The 17,440-nt window shown below is 63.6% G+C and carries 19 protein-coding genes and 1 pseudogene; 7 read left to right on the top strand and 13 right to left on the bottom strand.

Annotated elements, in window-relative coordinates; all coding sequences use genetic code 11:
* The first annotated feature begins 58 nt into the window (after positions 1-58).
* Entirely contained in the window at positions 59-307 is a 249-nt protein-coding gene (locus CXR25_RS18930; protein ID WP_226823738.1) for a hypothetical protein, read from the top strand.
* A gap of 68 nt (positions 308-375) precedes the next feature.
* Positions 376-2,853, top strand: coding sequence for an ExeM/NucH family extracellular endonuclease (locus CXR25_RS03790; RefSeq protein ID WP_241211569.1), 2,478 nt, complete (start codon positions 376-378; stop codon positions 2,851-2,853).
* A gap of 122 nt (positions 2,854-2,975) precedes the next feature.
* On the opposite strand, the gene CXR25_RS03785 is transcribed toward CXR25_RS03790, so the two are convergent.
* Together CXR25_RS03785 and CXR25_RS03780 are read right to left on the bottom strand one after the other, a co-directional pair.
* The gene (locus CXR25_RS03785; RefSeq protein WP_114384535.1) at positions 2,976-4,253 is read right to left on the bottom strand and encodes an MFS transporter; all 1,278 of its coding nucleotides are present in this window, start codon (positions 4,251-4,253) and stop codon (positions 2,976-2,978) included.
* A gap of 48 nt (positions 4,254-4,301) precedes the next feature.
* Positions 4,302-5,764, bottom strand: a pseudogene (locus CXR25_RS03780) (benzaldehyde dehydrogenase).
* 221 nt (positions 5,765-5,985) lie between these two features.
* Here CXR25_RS03780 and CXR25_RS03775 point away from each other — a divergent pair.
* Entirely contained in the window at positions 5,986-6,759 is a 774-nt protein-coding gene (locus tag CXR25_RS03775) for an IclR family transcriptional regulator (RefSeq protein ID WP_096160321.1), read from the top strand.
* Between the two features lie 37 nt (positions 6,760-6,796).
* Here the strand turns inward: CXR25_RS03775 and CXR25_RS03770 are convergent, their stop codons facing one another.
* Positions 6,797-7,183, bottom strand: a complete 387-nt coding sequence (locus CXR25_RS03770; protein ID WP_069599562.1) for a DUF1304 domain-containing protein — start codon at positions 7,181-7,183, stop codon at positions 6,797-6,799.
* Positions 7,180-7,443, bottom strand: coding sequence for a DUF2277 domain-containing protein (locus CXR25_RS03765; protein WP_096160322.1), 264 nt, complete (start codon positions 7,441-7,443; stop codon positions 7,180-7,182). Before CXR25_RS03765 ends, CXR25_RS03770 begins: the two co-directional genes overlap by 4 nt.
* Before the next feature lie 166 nt (positions 7,444-7,609).
* On the opposite strand from CXR25_RS03765, the gene CXR25_RS03760 reads away from it, so the two are divergent.
* Together CXR25_RS03760 and CXR25_RS03755 are read left to right on the top strand one after the other, a co-directional pair.
* The gene (locus CXR25_RS03760; protein ID WP_181871717.1) at positions 7,610-8,881 is read left to right on the top strand and encodes an integrase catalytic domain-containing protein; all 1,272 of its coding nucleotides are present in this window, start codon (positions 7,610-7,612) and stop codon (positions 8,879-8,881) included.
* A 150-nt stretch (positions 8,882-9,031) separates the two neighbouring features.
* Positions 9,032-9,772, top strand: a complete 741-nt coding sequence (locus CXR25_RS03755) for a GTP pyrophosphokinase (protein WP_069599560.1) — start codon at positions 9,032-9,034, stop codon at positions 9,770-9,772.
* Positions 9,773-9,775: 3 nt separating this feature from the next.
* Here CXR25_RS03755 and CXR25_RS03750 read toward each other — a convergent pair whose 3' ends face one another.
* The 6 genes from CXR25_RS03750 to CXR25_RS03725 all read right to left on the bottom strand — a co-directional run bounded on the left by CXR25_RS03750 (position 9,776) and on the right by CXR25_RS03725 (position 13,747).
* Positions 9,776-10,354, bottom strand: coding sequence for a dihydrofolate reductase family protein (locus CXR25_RS03750; protein WP_096160323.1), 579 nt, complete (start codon positions 10,352-10,354; stop codon positions 9,776-9,778).
* Positions 10,355-10,454: 100 nt separating this feature from the next.
* Entirely contained in the window at positions 10,455-11,045 is a 591-nt protein-coding gene (locus tag CXR25_RS03745; RefSeq protein WP_114384533.1) for a thiamine pyrophosphate-dependent enzyme, read from the bottom strand.
* A 1-nt stretch (position 11,046) separates the two neighbouring features.
* Positions 11,047-11,589: a thiamine pyrophosphate-binding protein gene (locus CXR25_RS03740; RefSeq protein WP_114384532.1), complete on the bottom strand. Its 543-nt coding sequence runs from the start codon at positions 11,587-11,589 to the stop codon at positions 11,047-11,049.
* An 8-nt stretch (positions 11,590-11,597) separates the two neighbouring features.
* Positions 11,598-11,966, bottom strand: coding sequence for a VOC family protein (locus CXR25_RS03735; protein ID WP_114384531.1), 369 nt, complete (start codon positions 11,964-11,966; stop codon positions 11,598-11,600).
* A gap of 10 nt (positions 11,967-11,976) precedes the next feature.
* Positions 11,977-12,510, bottom strand: a complete 534-nt coding sequence (locus CXR25_RS03730) for an O-acetyl-ADP-ribose deacetylase (protein WP_114384530.1) — start codon at positions 12,508-12,510, stop codon at positions 11,977-11,979.
* 13 nt (positions 12,511-12,523) lie between these two features.
* Positions 12,524-13,747 carry a Fic family protein gene (locus CXR25_RS03725; protein WP_114384529.1) on the bottom strand — a complete coding sequence of 408 codons (1,224 nt, stop codon included), beginning with the start codon at positions 13,745-13,747 and terminating at the stop codon, positions 12,524-12,526.
* 153 nt (positions 13,748-13,900) lie between these two features.
* Between CXR25_RS03725 and CXR25_RS19125 the strand changes: the two genes are divergently transcribed.
* Both CXR25_RS19125 and CXR25_RS03720 read left to right on the top strand, forming a co-directional pair.
* Complete coding sequence (locus tag CXR25_RS19125) at positions 13,901-14,032, top strand: hypothetical protein (protein WP_258771912.1); 132 nt, start codon at positions 13,901-13,903, stop codon at positions 14,030-14,032.
* Positions 14,033-14,104: 72 nt separating this feature from the next.
* Positions 14,105-14,779: a class II glutamine amidotransferase gene (locus CXR25_RS03720; RefSeq protein WP_338027633.1), complete on the top strand. Its 675-nt coding sequence runs from the start codon at positions 14,105-14,107 to the stop codon at positions 14,777-14,779.
* Here CXR25_RS03720 and CXR25_RS03715 read toward each other — a convergent pair.
* From CXR25_RS03715 to CXR25_RS03705, 3 genes are read right to left on the bottom strand one after another with little or no spacing between them, the layout of a single operon-like run.
* Positions 14,776-15,324 (bottom strand): SipW-dependent-type signal peptide-containing protein, encoded by a 549-nt coding sequence (locus CXR25_RS03715; protein WP_164513942.1) that lies wholly within the window; start codon positions 15,322-15,324, stop codon positions 14,776-14,778. The genes CXR25_RS03720 and CXR25_RS03715 overlap by 4 nt on opposite strands.
* A complete protein-coding gene (locus CXR25_RS03710; RefSeq protein WP_114384526.1) occupies positions 15,321-16,715 on the bottom strand; it encodes a signal peptidase I in 1,395 nt (464 codons plus the stop codon). Before CXR25_RS03710 ends, CXR25_RS03715 begins: the two co-directional genes overlap by 4 nt.
* A complete protein-coding gene (locus CXR25_RS03705; protein ID WP_164513941.1) occupies positions 16,712-17,431 on the bottom strand; it encodes a SipW-dependent-type signal peptide-containing protein in 720 nt (239 codons plus the stop codon). Before CXR25_RS03705 ends, CXR25_RS03710 begins: the two co-directional genes overlap by 4 nt.
* Positions 17,432-17,440: the final 9 nt, after the last annotated feature.

Below are 17,440 nucleotides of genomic sequence, written 5' to 3'. Positions count from 1 at the left end.
AGGGTGCATGCGTCTGCACCGTGGCCTCCCACGGTGCTCGAGAACCCGAAAGGCTCCTATGACAGTCTCCAAGACGGCTTCATCCTGCGCAGCACTCAGCCTCGTCGCAGCGATCGGCCTCGCCCTGCCCCCAGACCCAGCCGCTGCCGTTGCCGTTGCTGCCGAGGATCCGCAGATCAGCGAGATCGGCTACACCCTCGACACTGATTTCATCGAGATCGCCGCCGCCCCGGGACCGATGTCTCAGGGTGGACCGTCGGCTCCGTCACCCGTGGCGGCAGCGTCCATGCGGCCGAGAATACGCTGACCGTCCCGGCTGGCACCACAGTCGGCAGTTCCGGTGCGCTGGCCGTCGACGTTCCGATCACGAACTCCGTGAAGTCCGGAAGTGCCGCCGACGGCAGCTACGGGTCCTCCGCCTACCTCGTCGATGACGAGGGCGCACTCCTCGGCTTCGAGCAGATCGGCGGAGTCACCGGCGGCAGGGGCGTGATGGGATCCTCGGGGGCCTTCACACCCGAGGCAGTCGTCGGAGAGGAGGCCGCACCCACAGGTGCCACTGCCTCCGGCGGTCAGTCCATCCAACTCGTCGACGGGGTCTGGACGGCCGCACCGGCCACTCCGGATGCGCTGCCGGGAGACGACGGCGGCGATGACGGACCCGGCACGCCTGTTCCCGAGGACGTCACTCCGATCGCAGCCATCCAGGGCCCCGGTGATGAGAGTCCGATGCAGGGTGAGACCGTCAAGACCCGCGGGGTCGTCACTGCGTCCTACCCGAGCGGCGGCCTGAACGGCTACTACGTGCAGACGCCGGGCACAGGCGGCGCCGAGGATGAGACTCCCGGGGCATCGGACGGCGTCTTCGTCTATTCCCCCGGCACGGTCGCCGACATCAGCATCGGAGACCACCTCGAACTGACCGGTGTGGTATCCGAGCACTACGGGCAGACCCAGATCTCTGTCAGCACCGCGGGAGTGACATCTCTCGATGAGGCCGCCGAGGCCGTCAAACCCGTCGAGGATGTCTTCCCCGACGATGCCGCCGCCCGCGAAGCTCTCGAAGGCATGCTCCTGCAGCCGGGAGGTGAGCTGACCGTGGCTGACAACTACAGCACGAACACCTACGGCGAAGTCGTCCTGGCCACCGGCGACGGGACGCTGTCCCAGCCCACCGATGTCGCCCGTCCGGGGAGCGCGGAGGCCGGGGCGCTGGAGGCTGAGAATCTCAGGCGAGAGGTCGTCCTCGATGACGGTGCAAGCGTGAACTACCTCGAAAACGACAAAGACGTCCCTCTCCCCTACGTGTCCAACGACGCACCCGTGCGAGTCGGCGCCCAGGCCTCGATCACCTCACCAGTAGTGCTCGGCTTCGACCATGAGAAGTGGCGCTTCCAGCCCACCACCCGCCTGACCGGGGACAACGCCGAGGCGATCCAGCCTGCCAGCTTCTCTGACACTCGCACCGAGGCACCCGAGGACATCGGCGGTCAGGTCAGCCTGGCCAGTTTCAACGTCCTCAACTACTTCACCACCACCGGCGATCAGCTCTCCGGCTGCAGCTACTACGATGACCGCGACGGCAACCCCATCACGGTTCGCAGCGGCTGCCAAGCCCGAGGTGCGGCCAACGCGGAGAGCCTGGAACGCCAGGAGGCGAAGATCGTCACCGCCATCAACAAGCTCGACGCCTCAGTCGTCTCACTCATGGAGATCGAGAACTCGTCCGTCTTCGGCGAGGATCGCGATGCCGCGCTGGGAACTCTGGTCAAACGCCTCAATGGGGCCGCCGGAACACAGAAATGGGACTTCGTCTCCTCCCCCGCTGAGGTTCCCGCAGAGGAAGACGTCATCCGCACCGCGTTGATCTATCAGCCCGCCGAGGTGGCTCCGCAGGGAGATTCCACGATCCTTGGCGATCAGGACGCGTTCTCGAACGCACGTGAGCCCCTGTCGCAGGCCTTCGCGCCGAAGGACGAGTCCGGCGAGGCCGAAGCAGACAAAACCTTCGTCACGATCTCGAACCATTTCAAGTCCAAGGGCTCCGGCGACGGACCCGGCAACGTGGACAACGGTGATGGTCAGGGCAACTCGAACGCCGACCGTGTGAAGCAGGCGAAGTCCCTGGTGGAGTTCGCGGGCGAACAGCAGAAGACCGCCGACAGCGACTTCGTGTACATGCTCGGCGACTTCAACTCCTACACCCAGGAAGACCCGATGCAGGTCTTCTACGAGGCCGGGTTCAAGGACGTCGCTTCCGAGAAGACGGACAAGTCGACGTATGTCTACCAGTCCCGCACCGGCAGCCTCGACCACGTACTGGCGTTGGATGATTCTGCTTCGAATGGGGTGGACGGGGCAAGCGCCTTCGATGCCATCACCGGCGCCGATATCTGGAACATCAACTCGGTCGAGGCCTTGGCGCTCGAATACAGTCGCTTCAACTACAACGTCAGCGACCTCTACGCTCCGGATCAGTTCCGCGCCTCGGACCACGACCCCGTGGTTGTCGGCCTCTTCGAACCGGAAGATGGCGGCAGCGATGAGGCGAGCGGCTCGGATGATGCGGCAGGTTCGAACGATGCTGGTGCAAGCGCTGATGGCTCGGATTCATCCGGTGATTCGGATGGGGCAGGGGCCGGCGGCGGCGGCACGGCTGCGAGCGCCGATGGCGCGTCTTCTGCCTCGAGCGACGGCGGCACTGCCTCGAGCAACGGCGGCACCGGCAGCGATGCTGGCGGACACCTGCCACGCACCGGTGCCGATCCGACGTTGATCATGACGATCGCCGCTGGCCTCATCGCCCTCGGCGCGGCGACCGTACTCGTCGTCCGTCGTCGCCGCTTGGGCTGAGTCGGCCTGAGTCCGGCTGAGCCACCAGCGCATTAGGTGGACGTTTTGGGCTGATTTCCTTCAGGTGGATCAGTCCAAAACGTCCACTGAGCCCTCAGCGCTGCTGCGAACGAATGCGAGCCTCACCGTCCGGCGGCGGAGACGACCTTCGGCACGATCGCCATGGCTGCGAATCCGAAGACCGCGACGACGGCGAAGAGGTAGAAGCCCCACGGGTAGGCGATGCCTGCCGTGACGAGGGTGCCGGTGATGAACGGGCCCACGATGGCACCGATGCGCCCGACTGCCGAGGCCATGCCGATCGCCGTGCCTCGTGCGGTGGGTGGGTAGACCGCTGACACGAATGCGTAGACGAGGACCTGGGCGGAGAACACGAACACACCGGTGATGAAGACCGCGATGTTGAGCAGAATCTGACTCGTCATCGGGATGCTCAGCGCGGCCAGGAACACGGCGGCGAGCAGGAACCACATCAGCACGATCGGTTTGGTTCCGTGCCTGTCTGCCAGCCAGCCGGCGATGACGAGGCCGACGACTGCTCCGACATTCATCACGAACAGCATGACGAGTGAGTCTGAGACTTCGTAGCCGGCATCGGCCATGATCTTCGGCAGCCAGGTGTTGAGGCCGTAGACGAGCAGCAGGCCCATGAAGCTCGCTGCCCAGACGCCGATCGTGACCAGTTTGAACCGGCCCGCGAAGAGCCCGGCCATCCCCGTCTTCGGTACGGTTGCACCGGCATCGCGAAGGTGCCCAGTCGACGCCGGTCGGGTCTTCGCGACCTGAGCGTCGACGAATTGCTGAGACTCTGGCAGCTTCCACCACAGCAGTGGGACGAGCACGAGTCCGGCGACGCCGCCGGCGATGAAGAGCAGGTGCCAGTTGTGGGAGTAGAAGACGGCGAGCAGGGAGATCGCCACGGCACCGGCGTGGTAGCCGGTCATCGTCAGTGTCGTCGCCTTGCCGGTCTTGCCTGACTTGTTGTGCTCGCTGATGTAGGCCAGGCAGCCGGGCATCACGGCGCCCAGAGCCAATCCGGCGATGAACCGGAAGGTGGTGAACAGGGCGACGTTGGGAGAGAACGCAACGAGAATCGTGAAGATGGAGAAGAAGAGCACGCAGAAGATGATCGTGTAGCGGCGACCGAAGCGATCGGCGATCGGCCCCACTGCCGCAGCACCGAGGCCCACACCCACCAGGCTCAGAGTCGCGACAAGGGTCGCGGCCTCGGGGGTGAAGCCGATGGCGTTGGTCGCCAGGAGCTCGGGGATCACGGCCCCGAGCACGACGAGGTCGAAGCCCTCGAGGGCGACGGCCAGCCAGCACAGGATCGCGGGCCAACGAGTATCGGTCGCGCGAGCTGTGGTGGCAGCCCCAGTCGATGCGGCAGGTGTGGACATCAGTGTCTCCGGTCGTTCAGGTGTTCGAGTAGTCGGTAGGTAGAGGAATCAGAAGGGGTATGGGGCGATCTGCGAGCGCATCGTGACCCACTGGGTTTCGGTGAAGGCCTCGATATTGGCCTCTGCCCCACCGAAGCGGGATCCGTTGCCGGAGTCCTTCGTGCCGCCGAAGGGCACGTTCGCCTCATCGGAGACGGTCTGCTCATTGATGTGGACCTTGCCCGAATCGACGAGATCGGCCAATTCGATGGCCATGCCCACATCGCCGAGGATGCCCACGGACAGCCCGTATTCGCTGGCGTTGACCAGTTCCGCGGCCTCCTCGAGAGTCGAGAAGCGGCTCACGGGCGCCACCGGTCCGAAGATCTCCTGCGTCCAGGCCGGGTTCGACGGGCTCAGATCCGCGAGCACCGTCGGCGGCACGAAGGCGCCCTCGCCGGTGCCCCCGGCAACGAGTCGTGCCCCATCGGCTTGGGACTTGTCGATGATGTCGCGGATGTTCGTCCGCTGTTTGTCGTCGATGATCGGCCCCAGCGCGACCTCCTCGGTGGCGGGATTGCCCACAGGCAGGTTCCGGGCACGTTCGGCCAGCTGTTCGACGTACTCGTCGTAGATGGAATCGTGGACGAGGTGGCGGCCGGTGGTCATGCAGATCTGTCCCTGGTGCATGAAGGAACCGAATGCCCCCGCCGAGGTGGCCGGGCCGACCTCTGCCCCCGGAAGGACGACGAGTGCATTGTTTCCACCCAGTTCCAGGTGGCAGCGCTTGAGGAGGCGTCCGGCGGCTTCGCCGACCTTGCGCCCGGCGGCAGTTGATCCGGTGAAGGAGATGACGGAGACCTCGGGCGCTGCGACGACTGCTTCGCCGGCTTCCCGGCCACCGGGCAGCACCTGCAGGAGTCCCTCGGGCAGGCCAGCCTCGGCGAAGATGCGGGCCAGGCTCACACCGCCGCAGACCGCGGTGCGTGGGTCCGGCTTGAGCAGGACCGCATTGCCCAGGGCCAGCGCGGGGCGACCGAACGGATGGAGAGGATGAGGGGGAAGTTGAACGGTGCGATGACGGAGACGACTCCGGCTGGCACTCGGCGGGCGAACGACCAGCGAGGCTCGTTCGAGGTCAGGACCTGCCCCTTGGGGTGGCTGGGCAGGGCGGAGGATTCGTAGCAGATCTGCTCTGCGGAGCTGACTTCGAGACCTGCCTTGGCGGGGATGCCACCGGATTCGCGAACGATCCAGTCGGAGAGCTCCTCGGCGTGCTCGGCCCACAGCGCACCGGCCCGGCGGAGGACGGCGGCGCGTTCGGCAGGTGGCGTCTTCGCCCATTCCTTCTGCGCGGCGGCAGCACGAGTGGCGGCCGTATTCACATCTTCGGCGTTCGCAGCGCCCATGCGGCCCAGGGTCTCCCCCGTTGCCGGTTCGATGACGTCATAGGACTCGTCGGCGCCGTTCGTCCAGGTGCCGGTGAAGATCTTCTCGTGCCACTGGGTGCCGAGGAAACTGTTCTCGCTCATGTCGTTCGTCCCTGTTCCTTCGCTGGTCGGGTTGTGACTGTGGTCGTCTCGTCCCGCGCTCACCGGCCGCTGGCTGCCGCTCCCTTGAGGTCGACCGATTCGGGCACAGCTGATGCACGGCGATGTCACGCCTATCGGCCACAATAGTGATGCGGACCACGAGGAGCCATCGCGGGTCCATTCATTGAGAATTCGAGTCGCCCGGGGCTACGATTGCGGTTATGGCGAACTCTCAATCGGGCGATTCCATGATCGATCGGCTGGTCCGGGTCCTCGGCTCCTTCGACCCCGATCATCAGAGCCTGAGCACCGAGGAGCTCTCCGAGCGAGCAGCCTTGCCGAAGTCCACGGCCTACCGGCTGATCAACGACATGATGCGGCACAATCTGCTGCAGCGTGACCCCAATGGGCGGCTGCGCATCGGCGTAGGAATGTGGGAGCTGTCGAATCGCGCCTCCGACGCCGTCGACCTGGCCACCCTCGCCCGACCTCATATGATGGCCGTCCACGATTTCGTCGGCGAGAACACCCAGCTGGGGATCCTGCGCGAACGCGAGGTCCTCATCATCGAGAGGATGTCGAAGCCGACCGCCGTCGTCCACCGTTCGAAGACGGCCGGGAGACTTCCCGCCCATGCCTCCTCATGTGGGCTGGTGCTCCTCGCTCACGCTCCGAAACATGTGCGCGAGGCCTATCTGCGCGGCCCGCTGGCCGCGATCACCGAGAAGACGACGACCGATCCGGCCGTGCTGCGCAAGATACTCGCCACGATCCGGACCTACCACTACGCGGAGCTCGTCGGCCATATCGATGACGGCACCACGGGAATCGCGGTGCCCGTCTTCGACGGCACCGGACTGACGATCGCGGGCCTCGGAGTCGTCGTCGACTCCGAACACCATGTGGGTGGGCCGGCGATCATGCAGGCCCTGCGCACCGCCTCGGCGGGGATCACGAAGGACCTCGAGGCGCAGGGGAAATCAGTGATGGATTGATCGGGCCGGGCTCCTCACGTGTCAGGCTCCCCGTTCGTCAGACGGCGATGCCGATGAGCAGAGACACGACCGCCAGCAGAGGCAGCAGGCCCTGCTTGATCGCCGAGGAGGCAAGGTCGGGTGACGAAGCCACGAGCACGAGTGCCGCTGCGAGCATCGATCCGACTCCGGTGAAGACGAGCGTGAGGCCGACCGTCGGTGCACCGGCGAGGCAGACGATGATGCCGATGAAGACCGCGAGGGCGAGGAAGAGATTGTAGAAGCCCTGATTGAAAGCCATGGACTTCGTGGCAGCAGCATCCTCTTCGCTGGTTCCGAATGTCGCACGAGCACGCGGGCCCGTCCAGGCAATCGACTCCAGATAGAAGATGAAGACGTGCAGGGCCGCTGCCAGCCCGGCGAGGATGAGCCCGAGGATCGTCATGCACGGGCCTCATATCTGGCTCGTCGCTTCTCAGCCTCGACCTCACGGTTCTTCGGTGGTGCCGTGGTCACCAAGGCGTCGAGGAGATGCTGAGTCGTGTGGGCGATCTCCTCAACGGCTGCCTCGAATGCGGCGGCATTGGCTTGGGAGGGCTTCGTTGTGCCCGCGATCTTGCGCACGTACTGCAGCGCTGCGGCGTGCACTTCGTCCGAGGTCGCGAGGGGTTCGAAGTTATGAAGGGTTCTGATGTTCCTGCACATGGTCTTACGGTACGCCGAGGCACTGACACACGGTAGGGCGCGACGAGACTCATAGATAGTCCCCGCGTAGCCAAGGGTCGTGCCTCACATAAATTTCCCCGCCAGACTCTTCACCCGGGGACATAGACACGACGACGATGGGGTCATGGTCGACAAGGACGTTTCCATGAACACCAGAATCGAGATCACGAAGAAATACGCCACCGCGTATGCCAAGGCCGGCAGGCAACAAAAGTCGGCCATCCTCGATGCCGTCACCGACATCACTGGCTGGAACCGCGACCACGCTCGCCAACAGCTCATGCGTCGGACTCGCCAGCCCAAGGGCAGAGCCAACGCCACCGTGGCCGTGATCGATCGACGCAAGACTAAGGCCCGTAAGTACTCCTACGACGCGATCAAGATCCTGCAGTATGTGTGGTCAGTTGCCGGTGGAATCTGCGGCAAATACCTCGCCCAAGCTATGGTCGATCTCCTCAACTCCCTCGAAGCCCACAACCACCTCGTGCCTGGCCAGGGCCTCTACAGCACGAACGTACGCGACGAGCTGGTGTCGATGAGTCCAGCCACGATCGACCGATACCTGGCACCAGCCCGGGCTAGAGACACCCTGCGTGGGAAGTCGGCAACGAAGCCTGGCACACTGTTGCGCAACTCGATCCAGGTTCGTAAGGCCGGTGATGAAGTCGAAGCCGAACCCGGATTCTTCGAAGTCGATACCGTTGCCCACTGCGGACCGACGTTGAAGGGCGAGTTCATCCGCTCGGTCAATTACACCGATATGCACACCGGGTGGGTCTACACCCGAGCAGTCAAGAACAATGCTGCCGTACACATTGTTGCCGCGTGCACTCATTTCGTTGAAGCGGTGCCCTATCTCGTGACCGGGCTCGACTTCGACAACGGTTCAGAGTTCATCAATCACGACCTCATCGACTGGGCGGCCCAGCGGAAGATCTTCTTCACTCGCGGCAGGCCTTATACGAAGAATGACCAGGCCACGATCGAGTCAAAGAACAACCATCTCGTGCGTCGGTACGGGTTCTACTACCGCTACGACACGACAACCGAACTCGGACTCATGACGACGCTCTGGGCACTGGTCAATGACCGGTTGAACTACTTCACTCCGACGAAGAAACCCACCGGGTATTCCACTGATTCGGTGGGTCGTCGCAAACGTGTTTATGACACCCCGCGGACCCCGTTCGTGCGTCTGCTGGATTCCGGGATCCTCAACAGAAAGCAAGTCGCTGAGCTCAGGGCTTACAAGGCTGGTCTTGACCCGGTCCATATCGCGGCCGAGATCGATCGGATCCAGCAGAGGCTGATCAAGCTCGCTGCCGGGAAGACCGCGCGTATGGAACGTGAGATCGAGGCCAAGCAGGCATTGCCCGATTCCTCGGGTATTCGGGTCAGGCCGAGTCGGGTGGGGTGAGAGTTGTTCCCGGGGATAATTTGTGTGAGGCACGACCCTCATTAGCCGGGGGTATTGACATGAGGCACTCCGGGGCGAGCGCCGCGGGGACGGGCCGGGACGGGCGGGGATAAACTTGCAGGGCACCGCCCACGCCACTCACGGAGGATCATGAGCCGACACCAGCACCCCTCGAGCTTGGCGCTGTCCCCTGGCCAGGTGGCAAGCGTGCGCGCCCTGCGGCAGGATTTCTCTCAGCTGATCATGGAGCACCGCTTCGTCATCAACGAGCTGCTGACCAAGATCTCCATTCTGCGTGAGGAGTCCGAGCACGCTCACAGTTACAACCCGATCGAGCACATCACCTCACGGGTGAAGTCGCCGCGGAGTCTGCTCGAGAAGGTCAATCGGCGAGGGCTCCCGCTCGACATCGAGGTCATCCGCGCGAACATCACCGACATCGCGGGCATCCGCATCACCTGCAGCTTCATCGCAGACACCTACCAGGTCCTGGAGATGCTGACTGCGCAGGACGATGTTCGGGTCGTGGAGATCAAGGACTACATCGCCGATCCGAAGCCCAACGGATACAAGAGCCTGCACGCGATCCTCGAGGTGCCCGTCTTCCTCAGCCAGGGACGGACCCCGGTCATCTGTGAGGTTCAGATACGCACCATCGCCATGGACTTCTGGGCCAGCCTGGAACACAAGATCCACTACAAGTTCGCAGGTGAAGTTCCCGATCGGCTGGTTGATGAACTCACTCAGGCCGCCGAGGTGGCCGGCCAGCTCGATCGCAAGATGGAGCAGCTGCACGCCGAGGTCCACGACAGCGAGCCCAACACCGCCAGCGAAGACTTCGATGACGAGGCGCTGCGCATCCTCTGGGAGCTGAGCAACCAGTCCGAGTGAGCCTTATGGCGTGAGATCCTGCTGGCGGCGCGGACGAAACCTGCGGAACCAGGCACCCATGTTCGCCTCGTCAGCCTCAGCCAGCTCCCAATAGACGCGCCTGCCACCGGGCACGTCGAAGACCCTCGTGCCGTCACCGAGGAAGATGGGTGCGACGAAGACCTGCATCTCGTCGATGAGATCGACCTCGAGCGCCTGCCGACCGATGTCGGCGCTGATGATCTGGATGTCACGATCACCGGCGATGGCCCGGGCCCGATCGACCACCTCGGCGATGGAGCAGTTCACGGCAGTGATCGTCGTGTCCTCGGCGAGCTCCTCGGGGCGGTGGGTGAGGATGAACTCGGTGCCTTCCCACGCCCCGCCGTAGGCCTCGGAGGTCAGTTCGTCGCGCTCGGCTGCCTGTGCCTTCGCTGCGTCATAGCCGCGACGCCCGGAGATGATGACGGCGACCTGGGAGGCGAGATCCTCCACGGTCCCATCGGCGAGTGACCCGAGACCGGACATCCAGGACATATCGTGATTCGGGCCGGTGATGAACCCGTCGAGTGACGCTGTGAAACCCCATGTGACTCTTGCCATCGCTCCTCCTTGAGCACAAGTGATTGCGTTTGGCAATCACTTTCTACCCATTCAACCACCGGAGGACGGCAGTGACAAGGGACGGAGCAGGCGACGGTAGCTACACGGCGGTGTGAGGTTCTAACCTCGCCGTCAGCCACGATTGGAAGCGGTGGGCGAGGACGACCGGGTCGACGAGGAGCTTGGGGATATCGGCGGCATTGCCTGCCTCGATGCTCACATGCAGCAGCGTCGGCCCGGTCGTCGTCAACAGGCGATCGAACTCGCCGCGCAGCTGAGCTGCGTCCTCGGCTCGGCCGACCGTCCAGCCCGCGGCTTCGGCGAGCTTGCCCAGATCGACGCGTGAGGAATAGGTCGGCAGGCCCGCTGTCGATCCGTACACCTGATTGTCGAGGACGATGAGGAACAGTTTCTCGGCTCCCAGGAATCCTCCGGTGGGCAGCACGTTCGGGTTCATCAGCAGGGACCCGTCGCCTTCAAGCCCGATGACTTTGGGCAGGTCCGAGTCCTTGGCCGCCAGGGCGAGGCCCGTGGTGATGGAGCCGACGAGGCCCATCGAGTCGAGGACGTAGAAATGGTTGTCCCTGTTCTCCACGGACGCCAGCTCGCGGCTGGTCGCGGCACAGGTCACGACGACGGGCAGTTCTGCGGTCAGTTCGTTGAGGACGTCGAGTGCTTCGATGCGTTTCATCTCAGGCCACCTTCCCATCGGTGCTCCAGAATGAGCCGAGGACGACGACCGGCCGGTAGGTCATACGGGCGTGAACACCCGCCTCGGCGACGGTCTGCTCCCAGTCATCAGCCGAAGATCGCCGGTCGAGCTCGAGAACCTGGAGTCCTGCCGTGCGCAGAATCCTCGGCATGGGCTGGCTGATCGAGTGGATCATCGAGTTGTACTCACCCGGGCCGCCACGGGTATTGGCGAAGATGAGCAGCGGCAGGTGATAGGACATCGAGAATGTCGTCAGCGCCGTGAGGCTGTTGCCGAAGCCGTTGTCCTGCATGATGACGGCCCCGAACTTCCCTGCCAGCGGCAGCGCACCGAGGACTCCGATTGCCTCCTCTTCACGGGAGAGCGGCTTCACTCGCTCCGCGCGTCCAGCGGTCCCGCCGTCAGCGGTGACCAGATGCTCGATGACAGGAGCGATGGTGACGGAGGGAATGTAGCCGATGAGGTCGGCACCTGCGCCCCAGATCCCGTCGGCGACGGCCTGCGTATATGACTTCGTTGTCACGGTTTTCCTCATTCCCTGTCTTCGGTGACTCGGTGTTGGGTGATGTTGATGACGTTGCCGTCAGGATCGCGGACGAAGAAGCGTGTCACGCCCCATTCCTCGGTGGTGAGCGGATGGACGATGTCGAGGCCACGATCAACCGCCTCGGCGAAGGCGGCTTCGATGTCATCGACCTTGAGCGAAAGCACCGGGGTGATGGGAGCGGTGGCGTCCTTCGTGACGAGCTGGACGTGAGCTCCGGTCTCCGCCGAGGTGAACCGGGCCACCCAGCCGAGGTTGAACTCTTCGGTGCCCAGACCGAGGAAGTCCTCGTAGAACCCTCGGGCGGCGTCGATGTCGGATACCGGAATGTCGGGGATGACGTCGTGGACCTTCATTGGATCTTCCTCACCATTGGTCGTGGTCGAATACCTGGCAGAACACGCTCGTCATCGAGTCGCTGAAGAGGACGAAGACCACCTCGGCGATGGACTCCCAGCGCCCGCGTTCGCGGCCGTCGACGATGACGGCGTGGGCCGCCTCGGCAACGCCCCTGGCAGACCAGCCGTAGACTCCCCCACCAATGGCGGGGAAGGCCACCGAGGTGGCGCCGAGGTCCTCGGCTGCGTTGAGGCTGGATTCGAAACAAGACTCAAGCACCTCGGGGTCGGCCTCGCCCTGGTTCCGGTTGGGACCGACTGTGTGGATGACCCACTTGGCCTTGAGCGCACCAGCGGTCGTGGCGACGGCCTGACCTGCGGGAAGTCCGCGCGGGTGGCTGGTTCGGCGTACCTCCCGGCAGGCCTCGAGCAGTTCGGGTCCGGCGGCACTGTGGATGGCGCCGTCGACGCCGCCTCCGCCGAGCAGACTTGAGTTGGCGGCATTGACGATCGCGTCCACGGACGCCTCGGTGATGTCTCCCTCGAGTACCGTGATCTTCATGGTTGGAGTCTAGTCATAGCCCTCCTCTTCGTGCGCCGTCAGCGAATGCGTCGAGAACGCTCAGTACGCCGGGCTGCCGCCAGATGCGATTCCTTCTACGTCCGGTCGCCTCGCGCAGAATGCCACGATCGACCAACGTGTCGACCGCACGCATCGCCGTCATCTGATTGGTGCCGAGGGCAACGGCGACGAAACTGAGATTCACTGCTGGTTGCGCAATCAGCATGGGCAGCAAAGTCCATGCTGACGAGTCGCGCCTCACCCCTGCCAGCGCGTGCTCCATCTCATTGAGCACGGTGAGCAACTCGTCCATGAGCTGCCTGCCCGAATGGCTGGCGAAACGAGCGGCACGAGTGAACTGAAGAATGATGGGTCCGGCATCACCCGAGCGAAATGCACCGAGGGCGGCGAAGTACGCTCCGATGTCGGTGAGCAACCCTGCCGAAATCGGTATTACCGAGGTGGTGACAAGGCCCTTCTCCTTGAGAATTGCGTGGATCAGAGCGCGACCAGTCCTGCCGTTCCCGTCGGCGAACGGGTGTATGGTCTCGAACTGCGCGTGTGCGACGGCGGCTTGAACCAACACGGGAAGATCCTCCCGCGCGATGAATGCGACGAGATCGTCCATCGCTGGAGGAACTCGGTGGTGCGCCGGCGGTACAAAATCAGCGAGCAACGGCCCACTTCCTCCCGGCCCGATCCATACCTGCTGCTCGCGGAGCGCTCCGGCCTCGGAAGCCATCATTCGATCGCCTTCCAGCAGAGCACGGTGCATGTCGAGAATCGACTCGAGGGACATCTGACCCGACATCCCGATCGCGGTCTCCATGGCATGCACGTTGCCCAGAACTGTTGTGGCGTTGGCCTTCGCCGTCTCATCTATGGACGCCAGCGCCAACTGCAGAGCAGATGTTGTCAGCTGTTCAATCTGTGAGCTTGATGCACTCTCGGTCCGCAGCAGTATGGTCGGCATCGGACCGCCCATACGAGCGTTCGGGCCGAGTCGTCCGGACGCGAACCCGTCGACCCGAGCCAAAGCGCCGGTGGCATCGTCGACGTCAGCATGTACTTCAGCCGGCAGACGTCCCTCCCACTGCGCGATCTCCGGCACCAGGGCGGCACGATAGGCCCCCGTCTGGCGCTGAACCTCCCGACGGCTGAGCATGTCCGGATTGACCGGTGACCAGTTCAGTTCCTCACTGCCCATCGACGATATCGGTACCTTGAGATCCGTCATGACGCGAACTCCTTATTAACACTTAAACGTGTATCCGTTAATTAGAGTCTAACTCATTCACACTTGTCAGTCGATAGATCCACCGGCGTAGGCGGACACGACACAGCCGCCTCGGCGAGGCAGACGGCCTCCTGCGGAAGGAAACGACGAACCATGTGCAGACTTCTCGGCTACATCTCCCCCACTCCGGCGAGCGCAGCGGATCTCATCGGTGCCGAGGAATGTCGTCAGTGGCAGAACTTGGGCCGACTCCATGTCGATGGCTGGGGCACCGCGTGGATCTGACCGGAATCTGATTCAGCCGAATCGGCCCGTCCGCAGGGAACCACCTCGGGCACCTTCGACCCCGGCTCCGACGTGCAGGACACCGTGTCTCGGGGAGGACGTCTTGAAAGGTATCGCACCCCGCACGAGGGAGCAGACGACCCTCATCTCACGGAAGTCCTCACCGTCCGTCCGACGGTCGCGCGGATCACTCACTTGCGCATGGCCACGCACTGGACTGTCGACCTCACCGAGAATTCGCACCCGTTCCTCGCCGACAATATCGCCCTGGCGCACAACGGGTCCATCCATCCGATCGAACGCCTACGCGAATACGTCACGACTGCCGAGGCCGAGCGCATCGACGGAACTACGGACACTGCAATCATGTTCGCCCTCATTTTGCGACGCGTGGGCCAGGGCGACACCCTGTTCGACGCCACCATCGCGACCGTCCGGATGCTGCGGGCAGACTTCGACCATCCGGGGATCAATCTGCTCGTCCTCAATGCCGAGGAGATGATCGTCGTCCATGCGACTTCGGGAACACCGATTCCATATAAGAACTTCGACACTTCCGGCACCGGTGGTGAACTGTCGCTCGATCACAAGGATCACTACTACCGGATGAGCTGGCTGCGCTTCGACCACGGAGCGATGATCGTGTCGTCCTCGGGCCTTGACCATAGGGGCTGGAGCCTCGTTGAGCAGAACACGGCGATGCGGCTGACCGTGGCGGATGGTTCGGAGACTGTGGTGGGGGTTTAGGCCGTAAGGTTGCGGCAGGTGCCGCCCAGACCTGCGAGGAGTCCCGCGTTGCTGGCAACCGCAGCAGGTTGAGAACGCCAACCACTTGCGTGCTTGGCGAAGAACGCGATCTCCAGTTCGCTCCCGAGGCCCAGCAGTCCGCCGAGGAGATTGACGGGGACGTCTGTCGTATACGTCCCGCCGCCGGTGGAAGTGGTATTCCCGGTGAGACTGAACCCTGTAATCGGAGCCAGAACTGATCCCAAGCCGCTAGTGGAGGCTTCGACGACGACGTCACTGAGTTGGTAGCCCGCTGGCAGCTTCCAATAGACTTCGATCTTGGCCCCGAGACCCAGAACACCGGGGCTGTACTCGCAGGACTTCGTTAAGGTCGGAGGAGGAACCTTCGCGGCCGTAAACGACCCGTTGGCCCTCTCCGAATCGGTCCAAGCGGCCATCGTCGAACGCACACCAGACAAACCGAGGACGAGCATGACCAAGGCAAGCGCGGCGATGAGAGCTTGGACTCGGCGGTTCCGGAATAGCGATTGCCTGCGGTTGCTCACAGTCTCCTCCTGCTGCGTGTTCTGTGCACAACTGCTGAACCTGTTGCGATGAGCACCCCGGCAGCAAGGAGGATCCAGAGCCATCCTTCGATGCCGGTGCGCGGGAGGTCGCCGGGGTTGACTGGGTTGTCGGAGTCGCCGGGGTCAGGCTTGCCTGGTGGCCCGGGTTCACCCGGGTCTCCGGGGCCGAGCGAGACTTCTTCTCCTTGGCCGATGGCGGTCAGGCGCACTCCACTGCGGTGACCTGCCACCGCCTCGGCGTCGGCGTTCTTGTTCATGGTGACTGTCACCTGAACTCGGCGCTTCTCATCACTGGGCATTTCGAGCAGTCGCCGGTCATAGTCGGGCGCGGCACCGAGGTCGGTCAGTGCCACGCCGCTGACCGGCTCTGCCGCGCCGCCGGGGCACTCATCCATCGGCACGATCTGGGAACATGTGCGAACGTCAACGAGTAGTTGTGACGCGAGGGCCTCCGACAACTGGCCGGAGCCGATCTCCAGTTCCACTTTTCCAGGGTCGGGAGCATCGGCCCACACGTCGACCGTCCAATCAGCCGAATCACCGGGACTGAGGCTGAGCATTGTCGATTCGTCTCCGGTTGCCCGAATTCGCAGGTACTGTCCGTGCACCTCGGCGGGGGTAGTGGTCTCCGCACCGGAAGCAGCCGATGCCGGCTCAGGGGCTGGGATTGCGGCGAGTTCCTGCGGTAAGGGCCCGAACATTCCTGTTCCGGCGGCGACGATGGCCGCGACGGCGGGAAGCGCCACTGCATGCTTGGGTGATCGGGTTACGGCTGACTGCGGTTCGGAGTGCGTGGCCGACCTTGCGGGTGCCTCGACGACGTCAACGCGGTCGGCAGCGTCGTCCTCGTCCTCGCGTCGAGGCCAGAACGCCCAGACGACGAGCAGGGACGCTGCGATCGTGATGCCGCCAAGAGCATAGGGATTGCGCAGCTTCTGGATCGCCGGTGCGATCCCCGGGATCGAGAACATGACCTTGCGGACGGTGTCCGCAGTGTACGGCTCGGGGTCCTTCGCCTCGTTGGCGTCGCCCTTCATCTCGAACGTGACGGTGCCGGATGTGGATTCCGTCTCTAGGATCGACGTCACGCGGTGGGTCACGGGCAGGACCTTCTCACCACGGTCGGCGGTGACGATGTCTCCAACTTCCATCTCCTCGGCGGGGATCTCGTGGACGAACGCGATAGATCCAGCGGTGATCGTTGGACTCATCGACCCGGTCTTGAACATCATGATCGACACGTTGAAGACGAAGCTGAGAATGACGAGGACGATGCACACGACACCCAGTGCGGCGAGGACGTTGAGCAGTGCTCCGCCGAGCCACGATGACGAGCTCCTTCTCCGGGAACGGTCGTGAGAATGTGTCACGACGGAGTCTTCGAATTGGCAGTGAATGTCCAAGTATTCGACGCGCTCGTGCCCTGGGCAACGCTCGGAGTGTCCGTCGGAAGGGTGACCTCGAAGCAGTAGGCTCGCACCGAACTGCTGGCTTTTCCGACCAACTGCGAGCCTGCACCTTGGCGGTCTTTCTCTGACAGATTCGTCGTAGCTGAAGTGCCGCCGTAGACATAGTCCGCCGATGCTGTGAATGTCGAGGCACTGCACGTGTACCCACCTGTTGAATAGGAGGACGTCACTGCACGATAGACCAGTGCCCCGGCGATGCCGCTGGTGCTGCCAGTTCCTCCGCTCAAGATCTTCAGCTCACCGTCAATAGTCGTGTCCGGTGTAGTGCGGATGAACACCGGGGCGTAGACCTTCGATCCGGGGTACATCCCGGTGGCGTTGAAGGTCATCGTCGACGTGTTGTTCCAGTTCGAGGCGTCGACCGACAAATCAATGCTGAACGTGCCCGCTTTGAACGACCCGGTCGCTTCCTCGGTGTCGGTCCACGCCGCCAATGTCGCTGCCGCACCGATGCCGAAGACCAATCCTCCGGCGAGGACCGCCTTGATCCGGCGGTTGTACAGTCGGCGTCGGATCTGCTCACGCTCCCGTTTCCGGCGTCGACTCTCTGAGCGGGTCTCGTTCGAGACCCGCTCAGACGGGGTCGGATCGCCAGAGGCATCCGTCGGAAACTGCACGAATTCCGC

The sequence above is a fragment of the Brevibacterium aurantiacum genome (genome assembly GCF_003932995.1).
GTDB lineage: Bacteria > Actinomycetota > Actinomycetes > Actinomycetales > Brevibacteriaceae > Brevibacterium > Brevibacterium aurantiacum.
Note: the sequence above shows the minus strand (reverse complement) of the source record. Positions and strands in the feature narration are given on the sequence as shown.